Source organism: Pseudomonas sp. OF001 (assembly GCF_904426495.1).
Classification (GTDB): domain Bacteria; phylum Pseudomonadota; class Gammaproteobacteria; order Pseudomonadales; family Pseudomonadaceae; genus Geopseudomonas.
In genome coordinates this window covers 13767-29896 of sequence record NZ_CAJGBM010000003.1, presented here as the reverse complement: position 1 = coordinate 29896, position 16130 = coordinate 13767, and the positions used below count along the sequence as shown (strand labels likewise).

Genomic DNA, 16130 nt, shown 5'->3' with positions numbered 1-16130 from the left:
ACTCAGAGCGCCGGCAGGCGCCAGTCGATCGGCGCCAGGCCGTGCTGCTCGAGGAACTTGTTGGTGCGGCCGAAATGGCCGTTGCCGATGAAGCCGCGGTGCGCCGACAGCGGCGAGGGATGCGGCGAGCGCAGGATCAGGTGCTTGGTCGGATCGATCAGGCGCTCCTTGCTCTGCGCGTGGGCGCCCCACAGCAGGAACACCAGGTGCGGCCGCTGCTGGCTGACCACCTCGATCACCCGGTCGGTGAACGGCTGCCAGCCTGCCGCGGCGTGCGAGCCGGCCTTGCCCTGCTCGACGGTCAGCGAGGTGTTGAGCAGCAGCACGCCCTGCCCCGCCCAGTGCTGCAGGCAGCCGTGGTTGGGCGGATCGATGTTCAGGTCGCGCTTGAGTTCCTTGAAGATGTTCAGCAGCGACGGCGGCACCGGTACCCCCGGCTGCACCGAGAAGCACAGGCCATGGGCCTGGCCCGGGCCGTGGTAGGGATCCTGGCCGATGATCACCACCTTGACGCGCTCCAGCGGGGTGGAGTTCAGCGCGTTGAAGATCAGCCCGCCGGGCGGAAATATCTGCTTGCCGGCGGCCTTCTCGCGGCGCAGGAACTCGCCCAGCGCCTGCATGTAGGGCTTGTCGAACTCCTCGCCGAGGGCCGCCTTCCAGCCCGGTTCGAGTTTGATGCGATCCTGCGCGGCGCTCATGCCAGCCCCCTGTGTGCGAAACAAAGCGGCACCGTAGAGAGCGCTCCCCGGCAAGTCAAGGCACGACCTTGGTGGCGGGCGGGGATGACGACCGAAGTCGCGCTCCTTCCCGCGCAAAGGTGCATGGGCGCCTGCTCCCTGCGGGCGTACAAAGCCCGCTTCCCCCAGCCACAAGGAAAGGTGTCCATGCGTCGACTCGTCTGTCTCGGCCTGCTGCTCGCAGGCTTCGCCGTCCACGCCGCGCCGGCCGGCGATCCGCTGAAGATCGGCCTCAGCTATCCGCGCACCGGCAACGACAAGGCCGAGGGCCTCGAGCAGATGCGCGGCGCCCTGCTCGCCGTCGCCCAGGTCAATGCCGAAGGCGGCGTGCTCGGCCGGCCGCTGCAGCTGGAAACCGGCAACAGCGCCTCGCGCGCGGAAACCGCCGTGAACACCGTCGACCGCCTGCAGGCCAAGGGTGTGGCCATGGTCTTCGGCGGCGCCACCAGCGAAGAGGTGGTCGCCGCCAGCCGGCGCGCTCGCGAGCACGGCCTGCTGTACTTCGCCACCCTCGCCTATGCCAACGAGGTCACCGGCCAGCACGGCCACCGCTACCTGTTCCGCGAGTCCGGCAGCGCGCACATGAGCGCCCGGGTGCTCGGCGAGTACCTGGCGATCCACCAGCCGCGCCGCCGCTACTTCCACATCACTCGCGACGATGCCTGGGGCAACAGCATGGAGCGCGCCCTGCGCGACAGCACCGCCACCCAGGACAAGGCCCGCCACGGCCGGCGCAGCCTGGCCGCCAGCGGCGCGCGCCTGGTCGACATGCGCGCCGCCCTCGAGGCGGCGGCGAAGAGCGAGGCGGACGTGCTGGTGCTCAACCTGCTCGGCAACGACCTGGTGCAGATCATGAGCCTGGTCGACCAGCAGGGCCTCAACCGCCGCCTGCAGATCATCGTCCCGCACCTGACCAAGCCGCTGGTCGAGCAGATCGGACCGTCGATCATGGCCGGGGTGATCGGCACCGAGACCTGGACCTGGCGCATTCCCCGCCTGGAGAACAGCCCGGCCGGCGCGGCCTTCGTCAGCGACTTCATCGCCCAGCACCAGGAGTACCCGGGCAGTACCGCGGCCTCCACCTACGCCATCGTCCGCGAGTGGGCCGACGCCGTGGCGCGCGCCGGCAGCAGCGACAGCGAGGCGGTGATCGCCGCACTGGAGGGGCACCGCTACCAGCTGCTCAAGGGCGAACAGGAGTGGCGCGCCTTCGACCACCAGAACGTGCAGGGCGTCTATGCCGTGCGGGTGCGCCCGCGCGAGGAGATCATGCAGGATGCGCTGAAGCAGGACTACTTCGAGATCATCCACCGCATGGGCGGCGAACAGGCCGCCGTGCCACAGGAGGACTGGGAGCAGGAGCGCGACAGCCTGACCCTCGAGTGATCCGCCGCCCGGTGCCGACGCTGCCCGCGGGAGCGGCGCCAGGGTCGCCGCCGGCACGGGGCGCGCATCAGCCGGCATTTCCCCGCGCTTGCGAACTGGATCACAAAACGATGACGCCGCTAGACCAAGAGCTAATGCCCGTCAAACACGCCGGCGCGTAAAACAAGCTCGGGCAAACATAACAATGACCAGGAGGCCCCATGAAGCGCACTCTCACGGCTCTGGCCCTGTGGGCCGGACTTTGCACTACTGCCAGTGCTGTCGATCCGATCACCCTCGGCCTGAACTACCCCCGCACCGGCAGCTACAAGGAAGAAGGGCTGGCACAGATGCGTGGCGCCCTGCTGGCCATCGACGAGATCAACGCCGAGGGCGGCGTGCTCGGCCGCCCCCTGCGCCTGATCAGCCGCGATACCGCCTCGCGTCCGGAGAAGGCGGTGAACAACGTCGACCGCCTGGTCGGTGACGGCGCGGTGATGCTGTTCGGCGGCGCCTCCAGCGCCGTGGCCATCGCCGCCAGCAAGCGCGCCAAGGAGCGCGGCGTGCTGTACTTCGGCACCCTCACCTACTCCAACGACACCACCGGCAAGAACGGCCACCGCTACATGTTCCGCGAGTGCAACAACGCGTGGATGAGCGCGCGCGTGCTCGGCGAGTACCTGGCCAAGGAGCTGCCGAACAAGCGCTACTTCTACGTCACCGCCGACTACACCTGGGGCCACACCAGCGAAAGCTCGCTGCGCCAGACCACCCACAGCACCGACGCCAGCAAGCATCCGGGCCTCAAGGTGCCCTTCCCCGGCGCGCGCCTGGCCGACTACCGCGATGCGCTGACCCAGGCCGCCGGCAGCGACGCCGAGGTGCTCGCCCTGGTGCTGTTCGGCGAGGACCTGGTGCGCGCCATGCGCATCGCCGAGGACCTCGGCCTGACCAAGCGCATGCAGATCGTCGCCCCCAACCTGACCCAGAGCATCGTCGAGCAGGCCGGCCCCGGCCTGATGGAAGGCGTGATCGGCACCGAGCCGTGGACCTGGCGCGTGCCGGAGCTGGAGAAGTCCGAAGCCGGCATGACCTTCGTGAAGAACTTCTCCGAGCGTTACGAACTGATGCCGTCGAGTTCGGCCGCCTCGGCCTACAGCATCGTCCACCAGTGGGCCGACGCCGCCGAGCGCGCGCGCAGCCTGGACAGCGAGAGCCTGATCAAGGCCCTGGAAGGCCACAAGTACCAGCTGCTCAAGGGCCCGCAGGAGTGGCGCACCTTCGATCACCAGAACGTGCAGACCGTCTACGCGGTGAAGGTCAAGTCGCGCGACGAGATCATGAAGGACCGCTCCAGGCAGGACTACTTCGAGATCGTCGGCCGCCTCGACGGCACCCTGGCCGCACCGACCCTCGACGAGTGGAAGCAGGAACGCCTGACCGCCGGCCAGCCGCCCCAGCTGCAGTAAACCCCTCCCACCTCCCGGCGGGGCTGGACAAGCCCCGGTCGGGACGGCTAAAAGAAGTTCATCCCGGCGGCCCGCGGGTCCGGTCAGACGACCGGCACGGGCCTCCACTGACGTACCAGACTGAGCATCCGCCTGCCGGGTGGGCGCGGCTGGAGACTCCGGCAGAGCGCGGCCACCCGCCCGAAGCCCGAGGACCGTCATGAGCAACGCCGTCGAACCCTACAAGTCCGCCCCCTTCGACCTCACCCACAAGCTGACCGTCGAGAAGCACGGCCACACCGCGCTGGTCACCATCAACAATCCGCCGGCCAACACCTGGGACCGCGACTCGCTGATCGGCCTGCGCCAGCTGGTCGAGCACCTCAACCGCGACGACGATATCTACGCCCTGGTGATCACCGGCCAGGGCGCCAAGTTCTTCAGCGCCGGCGCCGACCTCAAGCTGTTCGCCGACGGCGACAAGGCCCGTGCGCGCAGCATGGCGCGGCTGTTCGGCGAAGCCTTCGAGGCGCTGCGCGACTTCCGCGGGGTGAGCATCGCCGCCATCAACGGCTACGCCATGGGCGGCGGCCTGGAGTGCGCGCTGGCCTGCGACATCCGCATCGCCGAACGCCAGGCGCAACTGGCCCTGCCCGAGGCCGGCGTCGGCCTGCTGCCCTGCGCCGGCGGCACCCAGCACCTGGCCTGGCTGGTCGGCGAGGGCTGGGCCAAGCGCATGATCCTCTGCGGCGAGCGGGTCGATGCCGAGACCGCGCTGCGCATCGGCCTGGTCGAGCAGGTGGTCGACAGCGGCGAGGCGCGCGGCCACGCCCTGCTGCTCGCCGCCCGCGTCGCCCGGCAGAGCCCGGTGGCGGTGCGCGCGATCAAGCCGCTGATCCAGGGCGCCCGCCAGCGCGGCCCGAGCAGCTGGCTGGCCGAGGAGCGCGAGCGCTTCGTCGACCTGTTCGATGCCGACGATACCCGCGAGGGCGTCAACGCCTTCCTGGAGAAACGCGACCCGCACTGGCGCAACCGCTGAGGCGCGCTGCGCCGGAGGCCCGCATGAACCTGATCTTCGAAGAGCGGCCATGCCGCCACGGCTTTCGCCTCGGTCTCGCCAGCCTCGACGCCGGGGCGAGCCTCAACGCCCTGTCGCTGCCGATGATCGAGGCGCTCGCCCACCGCCTCGCGATCTGGCAGGACGATCCGGAGATCGCCTGCGTGGTGCTGCGCGGCAACGGCGCCCGGGCCTTCTGCGCCGGCGGCGACGTACGCGCCCTGGCCGAGGCCTGCCGTGCCGAACCCGGCACGGTGCCGGCGCTGGCGCGGCGCTTCTTCGCCGACGAATACCGCCTGTTCCACCGCCTGCACCACTACCGCAAGCCGCTGCTGGGCTGGGCCCACGGCTACGTGATGGGCGGCGGCATGGGCCTGCTGCAGAGTACCGGCCTGCGCATCGTCACGCCCTCCAGCCGCCTGGCCATGCCGGAAATCGGCATCGGCCTGTACCCCGATGTCGGCGCCAGCTGGTTCCTCGGCCGCCTGCCCGGCCGGCTCGGCCTGTTCCTCGGCCTCGGCGCCAGCCAGCTCAACGCCCGCGATGCCCTCGACCTCGGCCTGGCCGACCGCTTCCTGCTCGACGAGCAGCAGGAAGCCCTGCTGCACGGCCTGGCGCAGCTCAACTGGAACGAGCAGAGCGCCAGCCAGCTGCACAGCCTGCTGCAGGCCCTGGAACGCGAGGCCCTGGCCCGGCTGCCCGGTGCCGAACTGCTGCCGCGCCGCGAGCGCATCGACCGCCTGCTCGACGTCGCCGACCTGCCGGCCGCCTGGCACGCTCTCACCGCCCTGCAGGGCGACAGCGATCCGCTGCTGGCCCGCGCGGCCGCCACCCTGGCCAGCGGCTGCCCGCTCACCGCCCACCTGGTCTGGGAACAGCTGCGCCGCGCGCGCCGGCTGTCGCTGGCCGAGGCGCTGCGCATGGAATACGCGATGAGCCTGAACTGCTGCCGCCACCCCGAATTCGCCGAGGGGGTGCGCGCCCGGCTGATCGACAAGGACAACCGCCCCCGCTGGCACTGGCCGCAGGTCGCCGCCATCCCGCCGAGCGTGGTCGAGGCCCACTTCGCCCCGACCTGGGAAGGCGAGCACCCGCTGGCGCAGCTCGGCGACAGCTGAGTACCGCCGCCGGAGCGCTACGGGGTGCCGGCGACGGAATCAGTCGTCGTAGTAGCGATAGCCGTCGCGTCGATCCTCCCAGCGCTCACGGCGCTGGCCGCGGTCATCCCAATGATGGTGACGATGGCCGCGTCCCTCCCACTGGCGATGCCGATCGCCGCCATCCCAGTGACCATGCCCGCCGCGGTAGCCGTGGTCATGGTCGTCATCGTAGACCACGCACCCGGACAGCCCGAGCAGCATTCCCAACAGCAACACGGCAACACGCATGGATCGATTCCTCCGCGGCACGGGCCCGATTGGCCCATTGCTGAGACGCCGAAGCGCCTGCACAAGTTCAGCGCGCCAGGCGAACGCGCACCGGCACCTGCGGCGCTGCCCCGCGCGCGCTAACATGCCACGCCACCCGCCCGAACGGGCTGGCAACGACCGCCCCGCCACATCGAGAGCCTTCCCCATGCGCCTGGACCGCTTCCTCAGCAAGCGCCCCGAACTCAATCGCCAGCAGGTCCGCCAGTTGCTGCTCGCCGGCCGGGTGCAGGTCGACCGCCTGGCCGAGTGCGACGGCCATCGCGAGATCAACGGCTTCAACCGCATCGAGCTGGACGGGCAACTGCTGCAGGCCGGCCAGACCGCCCGCTACCTGATGCTGCACAAGCCGGCCGGGGTGGTCAGCGCCACGAGCGATCCGCAGCACCGCACCGTGCTCGACCTGCTGCCGGCAGCCGAGCGCGCGGGGCTGCACATCGCCGGGCGCCTGGACGGCAACACCACCGGCCTGCTGCTGCTGACCAACGACGGTCAGTGGTCGCGGCGCCTGACCCTGCCGGGCAGCAAGCTGCCCAAGGTCTACCGGGTGGAGACCGCCGAGCCGATCGGCGCCGAGTACGTCGACACTTTCGCGCGCGGCATCTACTTCGCCTTCGAGGATCTCACCACCCTGCCCGCGCACCTGGAGATCCTCGACAGCCACAGCGCCCGTCTCACCCTGGTCGAGGGCCGCTACCATCAGGTCAAGCGCATGTTCGGCCACTTCCGCAACCGGGTGACCCGCCTGCACCGCGAGAGCATCGGGCCGATCCGCCTCGACCCGATGCTGCAACCCGGCCAGTACCGCCCGCTCGATGCCGCGGAAATCGCCTGCTCCGGCCCCTTGCCGGCGGCTCAGAGCGATTCGGCATAAAACGAGCTTCACCTCGTTCGCATCTTCTGGTAAAAAGACGGCCTGAAAAGCGGGCGTCGTATAATGGTAATACCCTAGCTTCCCAAGCTAGAGCCGTGGGTTCGATTCCCATCGCCCGCTCCAGATCTCGAAAGGCCCTCGGAAGAGGGCCTTTTTCTTTGCCGCCGAGCGTTGCGGCTTCCCCGCGCGGTGCTACGCCGCGCCCACGCGCGATCATCGACCCTCCCCGCCGCCCGGCAACACCCGGTTCCGCTCGCTCAGCCCGGTTCGCGCTCGGCGAACACCTCGGCCATGCTGCGCTGGCGGGCATGGCGCTCGCTGCGCCGGACGATCTCCTCGAGATCCTCCGCCGTCACGTCGACGAACTCACCGAACTCCTTCAGGGCCTGTTGCAGGTCGGCGGCAGTGATTCCGGCCTGGATCTCGGGCGGCGACACGGCGAGCGATACCGGCTCCGCGCTGGCTGCCTTGGGGTAGCGCACGCCGGTCAGGTTGTTGAACAGCAGCGCGCAGACGAGCAGGCCCACGGCCGCCAGCAGCACCGGCGCCAGTATGCCGAAGCCCAGCGCGGACACCTGCGGATGTCCCTGCACCAGGCACAGCGCCAGCGCCGCACCCGGCGGATGCAGGCAGCGCAGCGCGCACATCGTCAGCAGGGTGCCACCGAGGGCCAGCAACGCCGTGGCCAGGACCGGCAGGTGCAGCAGGCCGACCGCGGTCGCCACCAGCGCCGCGCACAGGTAGCTGCCGAGGATCGACCAGGGCTGCGACAGCGCCCCGGACGATACCGCGAACAGCAGTACCGCCGAGGCGCCGAGCGGGCCGAGCATGCTCAGGGCCAGCTCGCGGCCGAACAGGGCACCGCACAGCAGCAGGGGCAGCAGTACGCCGAGCCCGGCGCCGAGCGCGGCGCGCGTCCATTCGAGGGGGTGGGTGTGCAGGGCGGGCGGGAGAAGGCGGGCAACCCGCGCAACGAGTTGTCTGGCAGGAGTCATGGCAGTTCCGGAGGGACAAGGTTGTTCGCCCCGCCACCGTCCACCGCAGCGGCTTCCCTCTGGCGGGGCATGCGCGCTGCCGGCTTCGTCCGGCGCACAGGGCGGATACAGTCTGTCCGCCCCCGAGGGCCGGAACAAACGAATAATCCTGCAGCATCGGTGCAATTTTATTGATTGATGGGCGCGGCCGGTGCCGGGGCTTGACCTTGCCACCATTGGAAGCCCTAAGGTGGCGGCATGCCTCAGCCGGATCAGGAGCCCCCATGAACACGCCCGCCCCCCTCCGCCAGGACGGTCCGCCGCCGCTCACCCTGAGCATCGACGGCATGACCTGCGCCTCCTGCGTCGGCCGCGTCGAGCGCGCCCTGCGCAAGCTGCCCGGGGTGACGGACGCCAGCGTCAACCTGGCCACCGCACGCGCCGAGGTCAGCTTCGCCGGCGCCCCCGACGTCGCCGCCGCCATCGCCGCCGTGCAGCAGGCCGGCTACGCGGTGGCCGAGGAAACCGTCGAGCTGGACGTGCGCGGCATGACCTGCGCCTCCTGCGTGGCGCGGGTCGAGCGCGTGCTGGGCAGGGTGCCCGGGGTGACCGAGGCGCACGTCAACCTGGCCAGCGAGCGCGCCCAGGTGCGCGTGCTGCGTGGCGTGCCGGTCGGCGCGCTGGTCGCCGCCATCGAGCGCGCCGGCTACGCCGCCGAGCCGCTGGCCGCCGCCGGTGCCCAGGCCGACGCCGAGGAGACGCGCCGCGCGGCCGAGCTGGCCGAACTGCGGCGCTCGCTGCTGCTCGCCGCCGTACTCACCCTGCCGGTGTTCGTGCTGGAGATGGGCGCGCACCTGATCCCCGCCCTGCACCACTGGATCCTCGCCACCCTCGGCCAGCAGGCCAACTGGCTGGTGCAGGGCCTGCTCACCACGGCGGTGCTGTTCGGCCCCGGCCGGCGCTTCTTCCGCCTCGGCGTGCCGGCGCTGCTGCGCGGCGCGCCGGACATGAACTCGCTGGTGGCGGTCGGCACCAGCGCCGCCTGGCTGTTCTCGCTGGTCGCCACCCTCGCCCCGGGCCTGCTGCCGGCCGGCACCGTGCACGTCTACTACGAGGCGGCGGCGGTGATCGTCAGCCTGATCCTGCTCGGCCGCTTCCTCGAGGCACGCGCCAGGGGGCGCACTTCGGAGGCGATCCGCCGGCTGATCGGCCTGCAGCCGCGCACCGCCAGGGTGCGCCGCGACGGCCAGGCCCTGGAAGTGGCCATCGACGCGGTGCGCGTCGGCGACCTGGTCGAGGTGCGCCCCGGCGAGCGGGTGCCGGTGGACGGCGAGGTGGTCGAGGGCGACAGCTTCGTCGACGAGTCGATGATCACCGGCGAGCCGCTGCCGGTGGCCAAGGCACCCGGCGCCGCGCTGGTCGGCGGCACCGTAAACCAGAACGGCGCGCTGACCCTGCGCACCACGCGCATCGGCGGCGACAGCGTGCTGGCGCAGATCATCCGCCTGGTCGAGCAGGCCCAGGGCGCCAAGCTGCCGATCCAGGCGCTGGTCGACCGCGTCACCCTGTGGTTCGTGCCGGCGGTGATGCTCGCCGCCCTGCTGACCTTCGTCGCCTGGCTGCTGTTCGGCCCGGCGCCGGCACTGACCTTCGCCCTGGTCAACGCGGTGGCCGTGCTGATCGTCGCCTGCCCGTGCGCCATGGGCCTGGCCACGCCCACCTCGATCATGGTCGGCACCGGCCGCGCCGCCGAGCTGGGCGTGCTGTTCCGCCAGGGCACCGCCCTGCAGTCGCTCAGGAACGCCCGCGTGGTGGCGCTGGACAAGACCGGCACCCTGACCCGCGGCAAGCCGGCACTGACCGACCTGCTGCCCGCCGAAGGCTTCAGCCGCGAGTCCGTGCTGGCCGCGCTCGCCACGGTCGAGGACAGGTCCGAGCACCCCATCGCCCGCGCCATCGTCGCCGCGGCGCAGGCGGAGGGCCTGCCGCTCGGCCGCCTGGAGAACTTCGAGGCAGTCACCGGCCACGGCGTGCGCGCCACGGTGGACGGCGTGCGCGTGGAGATCGGCGCCGACCGCTTCATGGCGCAACTGGGCCTGGACGTCGCCATCTTCTCCGCCGCGGCGCAGCGCCTGGCCGACCAGGCCAGGACCCCGCTGTACGCCGCCATCGACGGCCGCCTGGCGGCCATGCTGGCGGTGGCCGACCCCATCAAGGACGGCACCCCCGAGGCGATCCGCGCGCTGCACAGCCTGGGCCTCAGGGTGGCGATGATCACCGGCGACAACCGCCGCACCGCCGAGGCCATCGCCCGGACGCTCGGCATCGACGAGGTGATCGCCGAGGTGCTGCCGGACGGCAAGGTCGCCGCGGTCGAGCGCCTCAGGGCCGCCCACGGCCAGTTGGCCTTCGTCGGCGACGGCATCAACGACGCTCCGGCACTGGCCGCCGCCGACGTCGGCCTGGCCATCGGCAGCGGCACCGACGTGGCCATCGAGGCGGCCGACGTGGTGCTGATGTCCGGCGACCTGCGCGGCGTGCCGGGTGCCATAGCCCTGTCGCGGGCGACCCTCGGCAACATCCGCCAGAACCTGTTCTGGGCCTTCGCCTACAACACCGCGCTGATCCCGCTGGCCGCCGGTCTGCTCTACCCCTTCAACGGCATGCTGCTGTCGCCGGTCTTCGCCGCCGGCGCCATGGCGCTGTCCAGCGTGTTCGTGCTGGGCAACGCCCTGCGCCTCAAGCGTTTCCGACCGCCGGCGCTGTAGCGGCGGTCGCAGCGTGACGGCTCGCCGAGCTGCTAGGATGAAGAACACTCACCAGCCAAGGATCGCCCCCATGCGCCGTATCGCCACCCTGCTCGCCGGCCTCGCGCTCAGCGCCAACGCCCTCGCCCTGTCCCTCGCCGACCTCACCCAGCAGGACGCCAGCGGCGGCCTCAAGGACGCCCTCAGCCAGGGCGCGCGGATCGCCGTGCAGCAGCTCGGCAAGCCCGGCGGCTTCAGCAACGATCCCGACGTGCGCATCGGCCTGCCGGGCAACCTCGGCAAGGTGGCCAAGACCATGAAGATGATGGGCATGGGCACCCAGGTCGAGCAGCTCGAACTGACCATGAACAAGGCTGCCGAGGCCGCGGTGCCCGAGGCTCAGGCGCTGCTGCTGGATGCGGTGAAGAAGATGACCATCAGCGACGCCAAGGGCATCCTCGCCGGCCCGCAGGACGCCGCCACCCAGTACCTCAGCCGCACCAGCCGCGAGCAGATCCGCGCGCGCTTCCTGCCTATCGTCAAGCAGGCCACCGACAAGGTCGGCCTGGCCCAGCAGTACAACGCCTTCGCCGGCAGCGCCGCCAATTTCGGCGTGCTGGACGCCAAGAGCGCCAACCTCGAGGGCTACGTCACCGAGCAGGCCCTCGACGGCCTGTTCGAGGTGATCGCCGAGCAGGAAGCCGGCATCCGCCAGAATCCGGCCGGCGCCGCCACCAGCCTGGCCAAGAAGGTGTTCGGCGTGCTCTGACCCGCGCCAGCCGACGCGCCGCTCCCGCAGGAAACCCACAGGAAGCCCGCCCCGTGCGGGCTTCCTGCCGTCCGGGCTGTGCCGCGCCGCCGACACCGCGACTACGCTTGGAGGACCTGGCGCAGCCGCGCCAGCCGCATCCTGCCCAACGGGGAGGCACCGAGTTGCCTGCATCGTCCACACCGCCTCGCCTGCTGGCCTGCCTGCTCGGCGCGCTCGCCACCTCGTCGCTCGCAGCCCAGGCCACGCCGCCCGACGACAGCGGCGAGCGCACCGCGCACGGGTGGAGCCGCGAACGCAAGGCCCAGGCGCTCAACTTGGGCATCGTCGCCGGCGTCACGGCCTACGGCTTCGCCAAATGGGACTGGGGCGAAACCTCGTTCCGCAGCTCAAGCGAGGGCTGGTTCGGCAGCCACACCGACTACGGCGGCGCCGACAAGCTCGGCCACGCCTACACGGGCGCGGTGGCCACCGCGCTCACCGCCGGCCTCTATCGCCGCTGGGGCTACGACGAGGCCCAGGCGGCACGCCTCGGCGCGTTCAGCGGCCTGCTGCTGACCAGCGCAGTGGAACTGGGCGACGGTTTCTCGCCCGAGCATGGCTTCAGCTGGGAAGACCAGGTCGCCAACCTGGCCGGCGTGGGCCTGGAGTATCTGCGCCAGCGCCATGCCGGCTGGCGCGAGCGCGTGCAGTTCCGCTGGGAGTACTTCCCGTCGCCCGCCGTGCGCCACGGCCAGCACAGCGACCTCACCACCGACTACTCCGGCTCGCGCTGGATGCTCGCCTTCACGCTGCGCGCCTGGGGTGCGCGCGACTCGGCGCTCAGGCATTTCGACCTGCTGGTGGGCTATGGCACCCGCGGCTATGGCGACGACGACCGGGAGTTCTTCGACGACACCGAGCGGTATCCCTTCATCGGCGTCGGCATCGACCTGTCCCTGCTGCTCGACACCCTGGGCGCCTCGCCATCCACGCAACGGCTGTTCGAGTACCTGCAGATCCCCGGCACCGCTCTGCCGCTGCCACCGTAGAGACGACGGGCCTGCCACCACGCCCCCGCTTGCGGGCATGGCGCACGCTCGGCGACCGCTGCACCTGGCCGCCGGTCGGCGGCGGCGGAGCGCCCCGGGCTCTTCACGCTTTTTTCACCTCGGCCCCTGCACTATCGAACCAGCTGAAGGACCAGCGCCCCAGTGAGAAGCCCGCCATCGGCGGGCTTTTTGCTGTCCGGGCGACGCCCCAGGCCTAGCTAGCGCGCCTCGGCGCCTGCCGGGCCAGCGTCGAGGGCGCGCAGCGCCCCCTCGTGCAGGGGCACGGTGAGGGCTCGCCGGGCGTTGGCAGGCGACAGCTGCTCGCCCTGGATGCTGCCCCACGCCAGCCAGCGATTGCTCGGGGCGAACAGCGCCCGCACCAACTGCTCGGCCTCCGCGGCACTGAACTGCTGGTCGCACAGCAGCAGGCTGCTCACCGCCAGGGTGGCGACAGGGGCCGGCTGGCGGGGATAGCTGCCGGCAGCCAACGACATGGCGAAGGTGCCCGGGCGGCTGGTCACCAGCTGGCGGACGGCCTCAGCGTCGAGCGGCAGCAGGCGCAGGTCGAGCGACTCGCTGGCGGCGCGGATCTGGTCGGCCGGCGCGCCTATCACCTGGATCAGCGCGTCCAGGCGGCCGTCGCGCATCGCCGCCAGGGCCTGCTGCAGGTCGAGACTGGTCGCCTCGCCGAGATCCGCCGGCGCCAGGCCGTGGGCCGCCAGCACCGCCAGCGCGGTGTCCCGCGAGGCCGAGCCCGGCTGGCCGAGGTTGACGCGCTGGCCGCGCAGGCCGGCGATGGCGCGGATCGGCCCGGCGCCGCGCACCAGCACATGGAGCGGCTCCGGGTAGAGGCTGGCCAGGGTGCGCAGCTGGCTGTACGGACCTTCCCCGGCGAAGGGGCCGCTGCCGGTGCTGGCGTAGTGCACCGCGTCGCTCTGCGACAGGGCCAGCACGACATCGCCGCGGCGCAGCATGCGCAGGTTGGCCACCCCGCCCTCGGTGGTCAACGGCACGACGTGCAGGCCCCGCTCCCCGAGCAGGCTGCCCAGGGCCACGGCGAAGCGTGCGTACTGTCCGCCGGCGGGACCGCCGGCCAGCGGATAGCCGTGGTGCAGGCGGCTCAGTCGTCCCTGGATGCTGGCCAGCGAGCGCTGCATCTCGTCGCGGATGATCTGCCGCTCGCTCACGCCTGCGCCGGTGGGCGAGAGTTTCAGGGCGGTGCCGACCGCGGCGATCAGCAGCTCGTCGGGCGAGCCGGTGCCGCCCTCGCCGGGCTGCGGGGCGCGCGGCGCGCTGAAGCCCTGCGGCACCACAACCTGCCAGCCGCCCTCGACCTGCCGGTAGATCAGGCTGCCGTGCGCCTTGAGCCGGTCGCCTCGGCGGTTGCCGCCGCTCTGCACGCCGGACAGCCCGCGCGGCCCGGCGCCGAGGGCGCTGATCAGGCTGGCCACCCCGGGCGACTCCCAGGAACCGAAATCCTGGTCGCGCAGCAGCTCCAGCTCGCTGTCGAAATACACCACCACGCGCGTTTCCTCGGGCGGCGCCTTGGCATCGCTGGCCGAGCCGCGCCGCTGCAGCTCGGCGATACCCAGGACGCCCTCGCCGAACGCCTGGGTCAGGCGTCGCTGCAGGTCGCCCTCCAGCGTCGCCTGGTCGGGGCCGCGCGAACAGGCGCCCAGCAGCAGGGCCAGCACGACGACCAGCAAGGTGCGCAACATGATCAGCCCCCCATCCACGGCAGCGTCAGGAATCCGGTCAGCACCAGGGCGTTGAGCAGATCGATGAGGAAGGCGCCGACCAGCGGCGTGACCACCATGGCCTGCGGCGCCGCCCCGTGCTTGCGGGTGATGGCCTGGATGTTGGCCATCGCGGTGGCGGTGGAGCCGATGGCAAAGCCGCAGAAGGACGCCGAGAGCACCGCGCTCTCGTAGTCGCGGCCGACGAGGCGGTACACCACCCAGGCGCCGTAGAGCACGGCCAGCACGGTCTGGGCGACCACCATGAGCAGCAGCGGGCCGGCCAGGCCGACCACCTGGGCGAGGTCCAGGGCCATCATGGTCATCACCAGGAACAGCGACAGGGTCAGCGACGCCATCAGGTCGATCGCCCCGTCGTTGAGGCGCAGCCCCAGCAACGGCGCCAGGTTGCGGATCGCCACGCCGAGCAGCAGGCACCAGAGAAACCCCGGCACGGTCACCGTGCCCTCGCCGACCCAGGCGGCCAGTTGCTGCCCGCCGACCAGCGCCAGCAGCGTGGCGGCCAGCACACCGAGAAAGTTGGCGAGGTTCACCGGCGCCTCGGCTGAGCCGCCGTCCGCCTCGGTCGCGTGGTCATGTGCGCCGCCGGCCAGCCGGTGGCGACGGATCAGCCACTGGGCCAGCGGACCGCCGACGATGCCGCCGAACACCAGACCGAGCGTGGGCGCGGTCATCGACAGTTCCATGATCGACTGCAGGTTGTTCACCTCGGCGAAGCGCTCGGCGTAGGCCGCGCCGGTGCCATGTCCGCCGACCAGGGTTATGGTGCCGCCGACCAGTCCCATCAGGGGGTGCATGTCCAGCCCCAAGGCGATCAGCAGGCCGAGGATGTTCTGCAGGAACAGGAAGGGAATCATCACGATGACGAACTGCACCAGGCGCCTGCCGCCCTGCCTGAGCATGCCGAGGTTGGCCGACAGCCCCACCGCGGCGAAGAAGGCCAGCAGCAGGCCGGGCTTCATCACCGTGTCGAACTGCGGCTGGAAGGCGGCGAGGTGGCCGAACAGGGTCAGGCCGATGGCGAACAGCAACCCGCCGGTGATCGGGTCGGGAATGTTGTAGTGGGACAGTACCGGGATCAGGCGGTTGACCAGGCGGCCGAGCAGCAGCGCCAGCACCGCGACCAGCAGGGTTTCCAGGGGTTGCAGGGTCACTTCGGTGCTCCTCCGCCAAGAACGGGCAACGACCGATGGCGCGCACCGGTCGAGGCGGGACGGCGCGCAAGCGCCCTCAGGAGAGGATAGTCGAAGACAGCTCCTTGCCCGCCACATCCCAGCAGGTCGGCGCGCCGACATGCCCGGTCTTGACGAAGACCACCGCGCCCTCGCGGGAATGGCGCCGCACGCAGCTGCCACGCGGATTGCGCAGCCAGGTGCCGGCCGGGTAGTCGCCGGCCTCGTCGCTCAGCTGGCCGAACAGCACGAACAGCTCTTCGCCGCCCGGGAAGCACTGCTGCGGACACTCCGTGCCGGGCTCCAGGCGCTGCAGGGCGGTGCGCACGCCGCCATGCTCGTGCAGCGCCAGTTCGGCCAGGCCATCGACCGCGCTGCGCTGCCAGGGCAGGCGTCGGGTATCGAGGCTGACGCTGGCCTGGTCGTCCGGGGCGAACTGCCAGAGCTTGACCAGCAGGGTGCAGCCCTCGACCGAGGCCGGCGCGTGCCGGCTGCCCGGCGGGTTGCGCAGGTAGCAGCCGGCCGGATAGTCGCCGCTTTCGTCGCTGAACACCCCGGCCAGCACGAGGATCTCCTCGCCGCCACCATGCACATGGGCGGGGAAGTGGCTGCCGGCGGCGAAGCGCACCAGGCTGGTGGCGCGCGCCACCTCGTCGCCGACGCGATCCAGCGGGATGCGCTGCACGCCTGGCTGCGGCGAGTCCTGCCAACGCGCGGTGGCGGTGTGCAGCACCACACGCTGTTCGAAATCGTCATTCAGGTTCATCGCCGC

Annotated in this window: 14 protein-coding genes and 1 tRNA gene; 9 read left to right on the top strand and 6 right to left on the bottom strand. The window is 71.3% G+C overall.

Features of this window, described 5'->3' with window-relative positions; genetic code table 11:
- Nucleotides 1-2 precede the first annotated feature (2 nt).
- A complete protein-coding gene (ung, locus tag RA210_RS03090) occupies nt 3-698 on the bottom strand; it encodes a uracil-DNA glycosylase (protein ID WP_136488780.1) in 696 nt (231 codons plus the stop codon).
- Nucleotides 699-884: 186 nt separating this feature from the next.
- On the opposite strand from ung, the gene RA210_RS03085 reads away from it, so the two are divergent.
- From RA210_RS03085 to RA210_RS03070, 4 genes are all read left to right on the top strand, one after another.
- Complete coding sequence (locus RA210_RS03085; RefSeq protein WP_136488779.1) at nt 885-2123, top strand: ABC transporter substrate-binding protein; 1239 nt, start codon at nt 885-887, stop codon at nt 2121-2123.
- Between the two features lie 200 nt (nt 2124-2323).
- Nucleotides 2324-3571: an ABC transporter substrate-binding protein gene (locus RA210_RS03080; protein ID WP_136488778.1), complete on the top strand. Its 1248-nt coding sequence runs from the start codon at nt 2324-2326 to the stop codon at nt 3569-3571.
- Between the two features lie 199 nt (nt 3572-3770).
- Entirely contained in the window at nt 3771-4589 is an 819-nt protein-coding gene (locus tag RA210_RS03075) for an enoyl-CoA hydratase (RefSeq protein WP_201485358.1), read from the top strand.
- Nucleotides 4590-4612: 23 nt separating this feature from the next.
- Nucleotides 4613-5725 carry an enoyl-CoA hydratase/isomerase family protein gene (locus RA210_RS03070; protein ID WP_201485357.1) on the top strand — a complete coding sequence of 371 codons (1113 nt, stop codon included), beginning with the start codon at nt 4613-4615 and terminating at the stop codon, nt 5723-5725.
- Between the two features lie 39 nt (nt 5726-5764).
- On the opposite strand, the gene RA210_RS03065 is transcribed toward RA210_RS03070, so the two are convergent.
- Complete coding sequence (locus RA210_RS03065) at nt 5765-5995, bottom strand: hypothetical protein (RefSeq protein WP_201485356.1); 231 nt, start codon at nt 5993-5995, stop codon at nt 5765-5767.
- 187 nt (nt 5996-6182) lie between these two features.
- Between RA210_RS03065 and RA210_RS03060 the strand changes: the two genes are divergently transcribed.
- Entirely contained in the window at nt 6183-6908 is a 726-nt protein-coding gene (locus RA210_RS03060; RefSeq protein ID WP_136488774.1) for a pseudouridine synthase, read from the top strand.
- A 49-nt stretch (nt 6909-6957) separates the two neighbouring features.
- A tRNA-Gly gene (locus RA210_RS03055) sits at nt 6958-7031 on the top strand.
- A 134-nt stretch (nt 7032-7165) separates the two neighbouring features.
- Here the strand turns inward: RA210_RS03055 and RA210_RS03050 are convergent.
- Nucleotides 7166-7903 carry an HPP family protein gene (locus tag RA210_RS03050; RefSeq protein ID WP_136488773.1) on the bottom strand — a complete coding sequence of 246 codons (738 nt, stop codon included), beginning with the start codon at nt 7901-7903 and terminating at the stop codon, nt 7166-7168.
- A 263-nt stretch (nt 7904-8166) separates the two neighbouring features.
- On the opposite strand from RA210_RS03050, the gene RA210_RS03045 reads away from it, so the two are divergent.
- The 3 genes from RA210_RS03045 to RA210_RS03035 all read left to right on the top strand — a co-directional run bounded on the left by RA210_RS03045 (nt 8167) and on the right by RA210_RS03035 (nt 12429).
- Nucleotides 8167-10650, top strand: coding sequence for a heavy metal translocating P-type ATPase (locus tag RA210_RS03045; protein ID WP_201485355.1), 2484 nt, complete (start codon nt 8167-8169; stop codon nt 10648-10650).
- Between the two features lie 70 nt (nt 10651-10720).
- A complete protein-coding gene (locus tag RA210_RS03040; protein ID WP_201485354.1) occupies nt 10721-11398 on the top strand; it encodes a DUF4197 domain-containing protein in 678 nt (225 codons plus the stop codon).
- Between the two features lie 164 nt (nt 11399-11562).
- Nucleotides 11563-12429, top strand: a complete 867-nt coding sequence (locus RA210_RS03035) for a DUF2279 domain-containing protein (RefSeq protein ID WP_201485353.1) — start codon at nt 11563-11565, stop codon at nt 12427-12429.
- Between the two features lie 218 nt (nt 12430-12647).
- On the opposite strand, the gene RA210_RS03030 is transcribed toward RA210_RS03035, so the two are convergent.
- The 3 genes from RA210_RS03030 to RA210_RS03020 form a co-directional block, all read right to left on the bottom strand.
- Nucleotides 12648-14147: a TAXI family TRAP transporter solute-binding subunit gene (locus tag RA210_RS03030; RefSeq protein WP_201485352.1), complete on the bottom strand. Its 1500-nt coding sequence runs from the start codon at nt 14145-14147 to the stop codon at nt 12648-12650.
- A 2-nt stretch (nt 14148-14149) separates the two neighbouring features.
- Nucleotides 14150-15340 carry a sodium/glutamate symporter gene (gene gltS / locus RA210_RS03025; protein ID WP_201485351.1) on the bottom strand — a complete coding sequence of 397 codons (1191 nt, stop codon included), beginning with the start codon at nt 15338-15340 and terminating at the stop codon, nt 14150-14152.
- A 76-nt stretch (nt 15341-15416) separates the two neighbouring features.
- Nucleotides 15417-16124 carry a cupin domain-containing protein gene (locus RA210_RS03020; RefSeq protein ID WP_201485350.1) on the bottom strand — a complete coding sequence of 236 codons (708 nt, stop codon included), beginning with the start codon at nt 16122-16124 and terminating at the stop codon, nt 15417-15419.
- Between the last annotated feature and the right edge of the window lie 6 nt (nt 16125-16130).

Coding starts and splice junctions, on each gene's coding strand:
- ung (WP_136488780.1), bottom strand. CDS start 698: ATGAGCGCCGCGCAGGATCGCATCAAACTCGAACCGGGCTGGAAGGCG.
- RA210_RS03085 (WP_136488779.1), top strand. CDS start 885: ATGCGTCGACTCGTCTGTCTCGGCCTGCTGCTCGCAGGCTTCGCCGTC.
- RA210_RS03080 (WP_136488778.1), top strand. CDS start 2,324: ATGAAGCGCACTCTCACGGCTCTGGCCCTGTGGGCCGGACTTTGCACT.
- RA210_RS03075 (WP_201485358.1), top strand. CDS start 3,771: ATGAGCAACGCCGTCGAACCCTACAAGTCCGCCCCCTTCGACCTCACC.
- RA210_RS03070 (WP_201485357.1), top strand. CDS start 4,613: ATGAACCTGATCTTCGAAGAGCGGCCATGCCGCCACGGCTTTCGCCTC.
- RA210_RS03065 (WP_201485356.1), bottom strand. CDS start 5,995: ATGCGTGTTGCCGTGTTGCTGTTGGGAATGCTGCTCGGGCTGTCCGGG.
- RA210_RS03060 (WP_136488774.1), top strand. CDS start 6,183: ATGCGCCTGGACCGCTTCCTCAGCAAGCGCCCCGAACTCAATCGCCAG.
- RA210_RS03050 (WP_136488773.1), bottom strand. CDS start 7,903: ATGACTCCTGCCAGACAACTCGTTGCGCGGGTTGCCCGCCTTCTCCCG.
- RA210_RS03045 (WP_201485355.1), top strand. CDS start 8,167: ATGAACACGCCCGCCCCCCTCCGCCAGGACGGTCCGCCGCCGCTCACC.
- RA210_RS03040 (WP_201485354.1), top strand. CDS start 10,721: ATGCGCCGTATCGCCACCCTGCTCGCCGGCCTCGCGCTCAGCGCCAAC.
- RA210_RS03030 (WP_201485352.1), bottom strand. CDS start 14,147: ATGTTGCGCACCTTGCTGGTCGTCGTGCTGGCCCTGCTGCTGGGCGCC.
- RA210_RS03020 (WP_201485350.1), bottom strand. CDS start 16,124: ATGAACCTGAATGACGATTTCGAACAGCGTGTGGTGCTGCACACCGCC.